The organism is Longimicrobium sp., assembly GCF_035474595.1.
Classification (GTDB): Bacteria; Gemmatimonadota; Gemmatimonadetes; order Longimicrobiales; family Longimicrobiaceae; genus Longimicrobium.
Genome location: NZ_DATIND010000077.1, coordinates 20,861 through 30,584, shown reverse-complemented (window position 1 = coordinate 30,584; position 9,724 = coordinate 20,861). Strand labels below are relative to the sequence as shown.

The 9,724-nt window shown below is 70.0% G+C and carries 12 protein-coding genes; 10 read left to right on the top strand and 2 right to left on the bottom strand.

Translation table 11 applies throughout. The features are described 5' to 3' along the window. The 9 genes from VLK66_RS13065 to VLK66_RS13025 form a co-directional block, all read left to right on the top strand. The coding region (locus VLK66_RS13065) for an acyl-CoA carboxylase subunit beta (protein ID WP_325309867.1) at positions 1 to 1,183 on the top strand (1,183 nt) is incomplete at its 5' end. A gap of 10 nt (positions 1,184 to 1,193) precedes the next feature. After that, positions 1,194 to 1,769, top strand: coding sequence for a Uma2 family endonuclease (locus VLK66_RS13060; protein WP_325309866.1), 576 nt, complete (start codon positions 1,194 to 1,196; stop codon positions 1,767 to 1,769). A 7-nt stretch (positions 1,770 to 1,776) separates the two neighbouring features. Beyond that, a complete protein-coding gene (locus tag VLK66_RS13055; protein WP_325309865.1) occupies positions 1,777 to 2,520 on the top strand; it encodes a Uma2 family endonuclease in 744 nt (247 codons plus the stop codon). Positions 2,521 to 2,641: 121 nt separating this feature from the next. After that, entirely contained in the window at positions 2,642 to 4,015 is a 1,374-nt protein-coding gene (locus tag VLK66_RS13050) for an acyclic terpene utilization AtuA family protein (RefSeq protein ID WP_325309864.1), read from the top strand. A gap of 175 nt (positions 4,016 to 4,190) precedes the next feature. After that, the gene (gene rnz, locus VLK66_RS13045) at positions 4,191 to 5,102 is read left to right on the top strand and encodes a ribonuclease Z (RefSeq protein ID WP_325309863.1); all 912 of its coding nucleotides are present in this window, start codon (positions 4,191 to 4,193) and stop codon (positions 5,100 to 5,102) included. 100 nt (positions 5,103 to 5,202) lie between these two features. Further along, the gene (locus tag VLK66_RS13040) at positions 5,203 to 5,796 is read left to right on the top strand and encodes a Uma2 family endonuclease (RefSeq protein ID WP_325309862.1); all 594 of its coding nucleotides are present in this window, start codon (positions 5,203 to 5,205) and stop codon (positions 5,794 to 5,796) included. A gap of 152 nt (positions 5,797 to 5,948) precedes the next feature. Then, positions 5,949 to 6,455, top strand: coding sequence for a GNAT family N-acetyltransferase (locus tag VLK66_RS13035; RefSeq protein WP_325309861.1), 507 nt, complete (start codon positions 5,949 to 5,951; stop codon positions 6,453 to 6,455). A 14-nt stretch (positions 6,456 to 6,469) separates the two neighbouring features. Next, complete coding sequence (locus VLK66_RS13030) at positions 6,470 to 7,057, top strand: hypothetical protein (protein ID WP_325309860.1); 588 nt, start codon at positions 6,470 to 6,472, stop codon at positions 7,055 to 7,057. A 141-nt stretch (positions 7,058 to 7,198) separates the two neighbouring features. Then, complete coding sequence (locus tag VLK66_RS13025) at positions 7,199 to 7,729, top strand: hypothetical protein (protein WP_325309859.1); 531 nt, start codon at positions 7,199 to 7,201, stop codon at positions 7,727 to 7,729. An 81-nt stretch (positions 7,730 to 7,810) separates the two neighbouring features. On the opposite strand, the gene VLK66_RS13020 is transcribed toward VLK66_RS13025, so the two are convergent. Beyond that, on the bottom strand, positions 7,811 to 8,323 hold the full coding sequence (locus tag VLK66_RS13020) for a hypothetical protein (RefSeq protein WP_325309858.1): 513 nt from the start codon (positions 8,321 to 8,323) through the stop codon (positions 7,811 to 7,813). Between the two features lie 57 nt (positions 8,324 to 8,380). After that, positions 8,381 to 9,226: an isocitrate lyase/phosphoenolpyruvate mutase family protein gene (locus tag VLK66_RS13015; protein ID WP_325309857.1), complete on the bottom strand. Its 846-nt coding sequence runs from the start codon at positions 9,224 to 9,226 to the stop codon at positions 8,381 to 8,383. 337 nt (positions 9,227 to 9,563) lie between these two features. Here VLK66_RS13015 and VLK66_RS13010 point away from each other — a divergent pair, with 337 nt between their 5' ends. Further along, positions 9,564 to 9,707, top strand: coding sequence for a hypothetical protein (locus VLK66_RS13010; protein WP_325309856.1), 144 nt, complete (start codon positions 9,564 to 9,566; stop codon positions 9,705 to 9,707). Positions 9,708 to 9,724: the final 17 nt, after the last annotated feature.

Sequence of the window (9,724 nt, the reverse complement as noted above, 5' to 3'; positions counted from 1 at the left end):
CCAGTACGGCGCCAGCCGCATCTTCTACTACAACTCGGTGATGCGGCGCTACCTGAAGGTGCCGCAGATCGCCGCGGTGATGGGGCCGTGCATCGCCGGGGGCGCGTACCTGCCGGCGCTCAGCGACGTGATCCTGATGGTGGAGGGGACGTCGTTCATGGGGCTGGGCGGCCCCAACCTGGTGAAGGGCGCCACCGGCGAGACCGCCGACGCCGAGACGCTGGGCGGCGCGTGGACACACAACGCCATCTCCGGCGTGGCGCACTTCCGCGTGCCGGACGACCGGGCGTGCGTGGCGAAGATCCGCGACCTGGTGCGCGAGCTCCCGCTCCCCGTGCCGGTGCCGCAGTCGTTCGACGCGCAGGACCCCAGCCGCCCCGAGAGCGACCTCTACCAGGCGCTCCCGGCGGACCACCGCCAGCCGTACGACATGCGGGCGCTCCTCTCCTGCATCATCGACGCGGGCGACCTGGACGAGTTCCAGGCCGACTACGCGCCCGAGATGATCTGCGGCACCGCGCGCATCGCCGGGATCCCGGTGGGGGTGATCGCCAACGCGCGGGGGATGCTCAAGGATCCGCACGGCGGCGCGCCCAGGTTCGGCGGCATCATCTACGCCGATTCGGCGGACAAGGTGGCGTTCTTCATCGAGACGCTGAGCCGGCACGGCACGCCGATCCTGTTCGTGCAGGACGTGAGCGGCTTCATGGTGGGCTCGCAGGCGGAGCACTCCGGGATCATCCGCGCGGGCGCGCGCTTCGTGGAGGCCATGGCGACGGCGGGGGTGCCCAAGATCGTGCTGACCATCAACCACGCGTCGGGCGCGGGGTACTACGCCATGGCGGGGCAGGGCTTCGACCCCGACTTCATCTTCACCTGGCCCACGGGGCGGATGGGGGTGATGGAGGGCGATTCGGCGGTGATGGCGCTGTTCAGCGGCCAGCTGGACGAGCTGAAGAAGGCGGGGAAGCAGCCCGACGAGGAGATGCAGGCCAGGATGGCCGCCGTGCGCGCCGACTACGACCGGCAGATGGACGCGAAGTACGCCGCCGCGCGCGGCTTCGTGGACGCCGTGCTGGCCCCGGACGAGACGCGCGCCGCGCTGTCGCTGGCGCTGCGCACGGCGCTGAACAACCCCGGCCCGCACCTGGGCGCCTTCGTCCTGCCGCCGCATCTGACGTAAGGAGGGACGCATGGTCGATCTGGCGATCCGGCACCGCTTCACGGTGGACGAGTTCCACCGCATGGGCGAAGCGGGCATCCTCCCGGAAGGTGACCGGCTGGAGCTCATCAACGGGGAGATCGTGGAGATGACGCCGATCGGAAGCTCGCACGCGGCCTGTGTTCGCGACCTCGACGAGTGGCTCCAGGCGACATTGCGCGGTGAGGCAGTGGTTTCGGCGCAGCAGCCCCTGAAGGTGGAGTACGATGGCGAGCCGGTACCCGACGTAGCCGTGTTGCGGCCGCGGAAAGACCGTTATCGCCAGTCGCATCCCACCTCGGCCGACGCCCTGCTGGTCATCGAGGTCGCGGACTCGTCGGTGCTGTTCGACCGGAACGTGAAGAGCCGGATGTACGCCCGCGCCGGGATTCCCGAATACTGGGTGGTGGATCTGCCCCGGAGCCGCGTGGTCGTCTTCCTGTCCCCCGAGGGTGGGGAGTATGCCGAGCAGCACGAGTTCGGCCGTGGGGAGTCGTGGCGCTCCAATGGGCTCGGCGGCCGAGAGATCACGGTGGACCTCGTGCTGGACGGCCCCGGCGAGGATTGATCTGTTGTTGAACCGCACGCTGGTGGCAGTTCGAGATGCACTGACGTTCGCGCAAGGAACCGAGGAGAGCTCCATGGCTGTTCAGTTCGTGCAGCCGCACAGGTTCAGCGCCGACCAGTACCGGCGCATGACGGAGATCGGCGTGGTTCCGGAAAACGGGACCGAGCTGATCGACGGGGTCGTGGTGGAGGGCACGCGCCCCTTCCGCTTCACCTCCGAGGATTACTTCCGGCTCGGGAGAGAAGGGATTCTCGATGAAGACGACCGCGTGGAACTCGTCGACGGAGAGATCGTCGACATGAGTCCGATCGGACCCCGACACTCCAAGTGCGTGGCGCGTCTGCTCAAGCTGCTGCGTGCTCCGCTCGGCAACGCGGAGCTTCGCGTGCAGGACGTGCTCCGCGTGAACGAGGATCTGACGTATCATCCGGACGCAGCGGTCTACCGCCTGCGGCCCGACGAGTACGAAGACGAGCAGCCCGGCGCGCGCGACGCGCTGCTCGTTGCGGAGGTTGCCGATTCGTCGCTGCTCTACGACCGCACCGTGAAGATGGAGCACTACGCGGAGGCAGGCGTCCGCGAGTACTGGCTGGTGGATCTCAAGCGCGACATCGTCATTGTCGCGCGCAGTCCGGTTGCCTCGCAGTACACCGACGTTCGCGAGTATCGGCGGGGCGACGGATGGCGATCACCGGAGGTGCTTGACGGAGAAATCCGCGGCGAGGACGTGCTGGGTCCCGCACGCGGGTGAAGGCAGGATCCCGGCGGGTGAGTGGGCGCGAGGTGCCGCACGGCGCGGCACCTCGCATGGTTTGGATCACGGTGAACGTGCCGCGCGCCGCGGCTTCGCATTCGATCGACGACAACGGTAGATGAAAGACAAGATCCGCATCGCCAGCGGGCAGGGGTTCTGGGGCGACCAGCTCGACGCTCCGCGGCGGCAGGTGGAGGGCGGCCCGATCGACTACCTGATGCTCGACTACCTGGCCGAGGTCACCATGTCGATCATGCAGAAGCAGCGCTCGCGCAACCCCGCGCTGGGGTACGCGCGCGACTTCGTGCCGCTGGTGGGCGAGATCCTTCCCGCCGTGGTCGACCGCAACATCCGCGTGGTGGCCAACGCCGGCGGCGTGAACCCCGAGGGGTGCCGCGACGCGGTGCTCGAGGAGGCGCGCAGGGCCGGGCTGCAGGGCCGCGCCCGCGTGGGGATGATCACCGGCGACGACATCCTGGAGCGGCTGCCGGACCTGCTCGCGCGCGGCGTGGAGCTGAAGAACATGGAGACCGGCGAGCCGCTCTCCGCCGTCATCGGCAAGGTGCAGAGCGCCAACGCCTACATCGGTGCGCGGCCCATCGTCGAGGCGCTGCGGCGGGACGCGCACGTGGTCATCACCGGCCGGTCGACGGACACGGCGCTCACCTACGCGCCCATGATCCACGAGTTCGGCTGGAGCTGGGACGACTTCGACCGCATCGCCGCGGGCGTGGTGGCGGGGCACATCAACGAGTGCGGCGCGCAGGCGTCGGGCGGCAACTGCCTGTGGAACTGGCGCGACATCCCCGACCTGGCCGACGTGGGCTTCCCCATCATCGAGGCGGCGCCCGACGGCTCGTTCGTGGTCACCAAGCACGACGGCACCGGCGGGCGCGTGGCCGTGCCCACGGTGAAGGAGCAGCTGCTGTACGAGATGGGCGACCCGAAGAGCTACATCACCCCCGACTGCGTGGCCGACTTCACCACCATCCACGTGGACGAGGCCGGGGCCGACCGCGTGCGCATCTCCGGCGTGCGGGGCGCGAAGCCGACGGATTTCCTGAAGGTGAGCCTGAGCTACTCCGACGGGTGGAAGGCCAGCGGCACGCTGGTCTACTCCTGGCCCGACGCGGTGGAGAAGGCGCAGGCGGCCGACCGCGTCCTCCGCGCGCGGCTGGACCGGCTGCGGCTGCGGTTCGACGAGGTGCTGACCGAGTTCGTGGGGTGGAACGCCACGCACGGCCCGCTGGCCGGCCCCGTCCCGCGCGACCTGGCCGAGGTCACGGTGCGGTGGAGCGTGCGCGGGCACGACATGGCCGCGGTGGACCGCTTCACCAAGGAGATCGCGCCGCTGGTGCTCACCGGCCCTCCGTCGGTCACCGGGTTCGCGGGCGGGCGCCCGCGGGTGCAGGAGATCGTGGCGTACTGGCCCGCGCTGATCCCCAAGGCGGAGATCGAGCCGTTTCTCAAGGTGGACGTGGTTACGGCATGACGAAGTGCGAGAGTGCGAGAGTGCGGAAGTGCGAAAGTGGAACCACGGCATCGGTGCGGACCGGGGCGTGCTTATCCGCGGAGGTCGCGCGCGGTCGTACGTGCGAGCGAAGTAGCGCCGTTCACCTTCGCACTCTCGCACTCTCGCACATTCGCACCCGCGCCGCGGCGCACCGATGCGTGTAACCTTCCTCGGCACGGCCGCGGCGCGCCCCACGGTGGGCCGCAACGTCACCTCCATCCTCGTGCAGCGCGAGGGCGACGTGATGATGTTCGACTGCGGCGAGGGCACGCAGCGGCAGATGATGCGCTACGGCACCGGCTTCGCCTTCAGCGACATCTTCTTCACCCACCTGCACGCCGACCACTTCCTGGGCGTCATCGGCCTGCTGCGCACGCTGGGGCTGCAGGCGCGCGAGGAGCCCATGGACCTGTGGACGCCGCGCGGCACCGAGCCGCTGCTGAAGCAGGCCGTGGAGCTGGGCGTGGAGCGCGTGCCCTTCGAGGTGCGCATCAACGGCGTGGAGGTGGGCGAGAAGGTGGCGCGGGGCGGGTACGACGTCGTCCCCTTCAAGGTCTCGCACGGGGGAAAGGCGTTCGGGTGGGCGGTGGTCGAGCACGAGCGCCTGGGCCGCTTCAACGCGCAGAAAGCGCGGGAGATGGGGATTCCCGAGGGCCCGCTCTGGGGGAAGCTGCACCACGGCGAGCCGGTGGAGGTCGACGGCCGCGTCGTCACCGCGGCCGAGGTGGTCGGCGAGCCGCGGCTGGGGCGCAGGCTGGTGATCAGCGGCGACACGCGCCCCTGCCAGTCCACGCGCGAGATGGCCGCGAACGCCGACCTGCTGGTGCACGAGGCCACCTTCGCGCAGGACGAGGCCGAGCGCGCCGCGCACACCGGCCACTCCACCGCCCGCGAGGCCGCCGAGGTGGCCGCGAGCGCCGGCGTGCTGCGCCTGGTGCTCACGCACTTTTCTCCCCGCTACGCCGACGACCCGCGCTATCTGGAGAAGGAGGCGCGCGCCGTCTTCCCCGAAACGACGGCCGCGTACGACGGCCTCAGCATCGAGGTGCCGTTCCGGCCGGAGTGACGCGGCGCCCGGGCGGCCGATGCTTACGCTGGCGTACATCAATCATATATACATATAGACCGCAGATTCGCCGCTCCATCCGCTTCGATCAGGGGTCCCGATGTCTCCGCTCGTGCAGCCGGTTTACACTCCCGACGAATACCTGCGCCTTGAAAGGTCCGCCGGTCACCGGAGCGAGTTCGTGAACGGCCGGATCTACGCCATGGGAGGCGCGAGCCACGCGCACAACCTCATCGTCTTCAATCTCGCCCGGGAGATCGGGGCGCAGCTTCGCGGCCGCCCATGCGAGGCGTACGTCAACGACATGCGGGTGAAGGTCCGGCAGACCGGGATCTACGCCTATCCGGATCTGGTCGCGCTCTGCGAAGAGCCGCGGTTCGAGGATGGCGATTTCGACACGCTGCTGAATCCGACGGTGATCATCGAAGTGCTCTCCGAATCCACGGAGAAATACGACCGTGGCGAGAAGTTCGCGCACTATCGCCGGCTGGACTCGCTTCGCGAATACATCCTGGTTTCGCAGGACCGGCAACGCGCGGAGAAGTACGTTCGCGACGGCGAGGGCTGGGTGCTGACGGAGGTGAGCGGTGCCGAGGCGTCGCTCACGATCGAGACGCTCGGCTGCACCATTGCGCTCGCCGAAATCTACGAGCGGGTCGAGTTTTCCGCGCCGGCCGATCGGGAACGCCCCTGAACCCGGTGTTCCCCGACCGTCGCGTACGACGGCCTCAGCATTGAGGTCCCGTTCCGGCCGGAGTGACGCGGCGCGGGATTGACGGATGTTCGTTCCCGGCGCGTTGACGCGACACGTTTCCGACCCTCCTTCTCCAGATCCCCCCGCCGGTCATGCAGGCTCCCGTCGAGGTTCGCAGGTTCGAGGCGCGCGACCTCGATGCGCTTGCGGCGGCGTTCGCGCCGTGGCCCAAGCCGCGGGAGCTGTTCGAGCGCTATCTCGCGGAGCAGGGCGAGGACCGGCGGGTCGTCCTGGTCGCATGGCGGGAGATGCGGGTCTGCGGGTACGTGGCCGTCGTGTGGACGCCCACCTATCCGCGATTCCGGGACGAGGGAATTCCGGAGATCCAGGACCTGAACGTCCTTCCCGCCTTCTGCCGGCAGGGCGTGGGAAACCGGCTGCTGGACGAGGCCGAGCGCGTGGCGGCCGCGCGCTCGCCGGTGGTGGGGATCGGGGTGGGGCTGTACGACGACTACGGCGCGGCCCAGCGGATCTATGTGCGGCGGGGCTACGTCCCCGACGGGCTGGGCGCCAGCTACCGCGACCGCATTGTCCGCGGCGGCGAGACCGTGGTGATGGACGACGACCTGGTCCTGCACTTCACCAGGCGTCCTGGATGATACCGGGAGGCGGAATGGAGCAGGCGGAGGAGACGCGCCGGGTGCTGCGGCACTTCCTGGCGGCGCTCGCGTACCGCACGCAGAAGGCGCTGCGCGGCGCGCCGCCGGAGTTCGCGGACTTTTCGGCCGGCGCGGGCACGCGCACGCCGCGCGAGCTGGTGCGCCACATGGCCAGCGTGCTCGGCTACGCCCGCACCTTCTTCATCGGCGGGATCTTCCGGCCCGAGCCGCTGGAGAGCTTCGACGCCGAGATCGAGCGCTTCCACGGCATGGTGGCCGACCTGGGCGCGCACCTGGCGCGCGGGACGCCGCTGCGCGAGCTCAGCCTGGACCAGCTGCTGCAGGGCCCGTTCTCCGACGCGATGACGCACGCCGGCCAGCTCGCCATGCTGCGGCGCCTGGCCGGCTCGCCCGTGGCCTCGGAGAACTTCCTGTTCGCCGAAATCTCCGGCGACCGGCTGGGCGCCGCGCAGCCGCTCCCCGCGGCGCCCGATCCGGCGTGGATGGGCGCGGTGGTGCGGTGGGCGTGGCGGGTCGCCCGCTGGCAGGCCCGGCGCAAGGCCCGGCGGGCATCGCGAGACCAGTCGTCGTCGGCTGGCTGACGATCACCGTCCCCGCCGGGTATCTCCGCATCCCCGATCCCGTCGACCGGGGATGACATCGTCCCGCCGCACGCACCGAATCTCCATGCCGATCCGTACGATCTTCATCGCCGCACCGAAGCGTTCGTCGGGTGCGAGGCGATGAATCCCGTCGACCGATTCGTGCTGGCGCACCGCGCGCGCATCGACCGGCTGCTGCTGGCGGCGGCCGTCGCGCTGCCGCTGCTCGCGCTGGCCGTGGCGGGGTGCATCGCGATGCGGTTGATCGACTTCGGCGCGCGCTCCGGGGCGGCGGTGACCTTTCTCGTCATCTACGTCGCCCCGCTGGTGCTGGCGGTGCCGCTCTGGTTCCGCGGGCGGCTGGAGGTGCCGTGGCGCGTGCGGGTGCTGGACCTGACGGTCACCGCGCTGGCATTCGTGCGGTTCGCGGTCAGGAACGTGCTGCCGTTCTCCGGCCACATGCTGTTCCTCACCTACTCGGCGCTCTCGCCGCCCGTCGGCAGGCGCTATCGCCTTCTGGCCATCGCTCTCCTGGTGGAGACGACCGTCCTGAAGCTGTGGATCTGGCGGGATTCGCGGTCGTGGCTGCCGGGGCTGATCGCCGGGCTGGCCGCGGCCGCCATCGGCCGGGTGATCGCCGGGCGGCCGAAGCCACCCTCCCCGGCCAGCTAGTCGCCCCATGATGCGATGCCCCGCCGGAGATGACCCGGCGGGGCATGGTCGCGTGGAAAGCTGGAGACCCGCGGACAGGTGCTATCGCGTGGATTCGGTGCGGTAGACGTTGGGGGTGCGATCGACTCGCGGGGCGGCATTCCGGTTCATGCCGCTCCCGGCCTCAAGCACCTGCCAGAGCGGCGAATCCTCGCCGGTCTGCCCGCCGCCCCGCGTCCACCAGAACACCGCTCCCCAGCCATCGCCGAACTGGTCCTTCAGGATCTTCTGCGCGGCCTCATCCTCTTTCGCCTTCTGTTCCACCGGGCCGGGCTTGAAGGTGCCCTGCGCCTCCAGCCGCTTCGCCTCCAGCTCCTTCTCGGCCTGCCGATTCAGCACCATCAACCGCCGGAGGTGCTCTTCCCCGGTTTCCACCTTCACGAACGTGGCGTCGCGCGGCGCGTACACCGGCATGCGGCCGAAGTCGTGGCCGCTGGAGAGAGGGCCCAGCGGGAACTCGTGCTTCTCCGTTCCCGCTTTCGTCGCGGGCCGGTACGCGACATCGGACGACGGCGTGGTCTTCGCCGGATCCTGCCGTGGCTGATACTGGCGCATGATTGTTCCTCCATTCCGACGCGGTGCAGCCCGATCCGCACCCGCGGAAGCGCGCCCTCAGTCCTTCCGCCGCAGCATCGCGTTCAGCTCGCCGTACGGGAATCCGTCCGCCAGGCCGTCGAAGGAGCCGTCCGCGAGCTTGCGCGCGGCGCGGATGAATCCGCCCCACGCCACGCGCGCAAGCGCCGAGCCCACGGACACGCGCCGCACGCCCAGGTCCGCCAGCCGCGAGAACGGGAGGTCGGGCGAGGGCGCCGACATCAGCACGTTCACCGGCTTCGGGGCTACGGCGCGCACGATCGCGGCGACCTGGTCCGCCGTGCAGGCGCCGGGCGCGTACAGGCAGTCGGCGCCCGCGTCCGCGAAGGCGATCAGGCGGTCGATGGCGACGCGCTCCGCGTCGGGATCGCCTACCAGCCATGCCTCGCACCGGGCGGTGAGGACCACGGGGATGCCGGACGCGTCGATCGCCGCGCGGGCGGCGCGGACGCGCTCGATGGCCAGCCCAAGCTCGTACAGTGGCGCCGCCTCGTCGCCCGTCGCGTCCTCGACCGACAGTCCGGCGACGCCGGTGGCGATGCAGCGCGACACGTTCTCCGCGACGCCTTCGGGATCGTCCGCGTAGCCGTTCTGGAAGTCGGCGTTCACGGGGAGCGGCGTGGCCGCGGCGATCTCGGCGCAGTGCGCCAGCATCTCGGCGAGGGGGACGGCCTCGGTGTCGTCCGGCCGCCCGCGCGTGTACGCGAACCCCGCCGACGTCGTGGCGAGCGCGCGGAAGCCGAGCTGCTGCAGGACGCGGGCGGTCCCCGTGTCCCAAGGGTTCGGCAGGATGAAGCACCCGGATTCGTGCAGGGCGCGGAACTCCGCGATCGCGGAGCGCTGGTGCGGGTTCGTAGTTTCCATGCGGGGAATGCTATCTCCATCCATCGCCGCCGCGCCAGAACGCTCCCGCCGGCCGACCGAGGGTATATATTTGTGTCGAACCTCGGGACGAAGGAACGAGACGATGCAGAACAGCGCGTTGTGGGAGCAGTTCGAGGAGTTGAGCCCTTCGCACAGCGGCAGGTCGCGGAGTACATCGCGCATCTGAGCGCCCGGAGCAAGCGGGACGATGCTGTCGGGAATTCGGCCCGCCCGCCGCTCCGCAACGAGGGCTTCGTGGGGATGTGGCGTGGTCGCGAAGATCTGGAGGATTCGACCTGGGGTGCGCCGCGTGCGGGCCGAGGAGTGGGGGCAGTAGGTGGCGGAGTCGATCCTGTTCGACACCGACGTCCTCGCCGCCACCGCGTTGTCGAAGGGTGTTCCTCTCGTCTCCAGGAACCAGCGCGACTTCCGCTTCATCGCCGACCTCCAGCTTCTGCCGTATCCTCCCTCGCTTCGCTGAGCCCCCGCGTCCGCGTC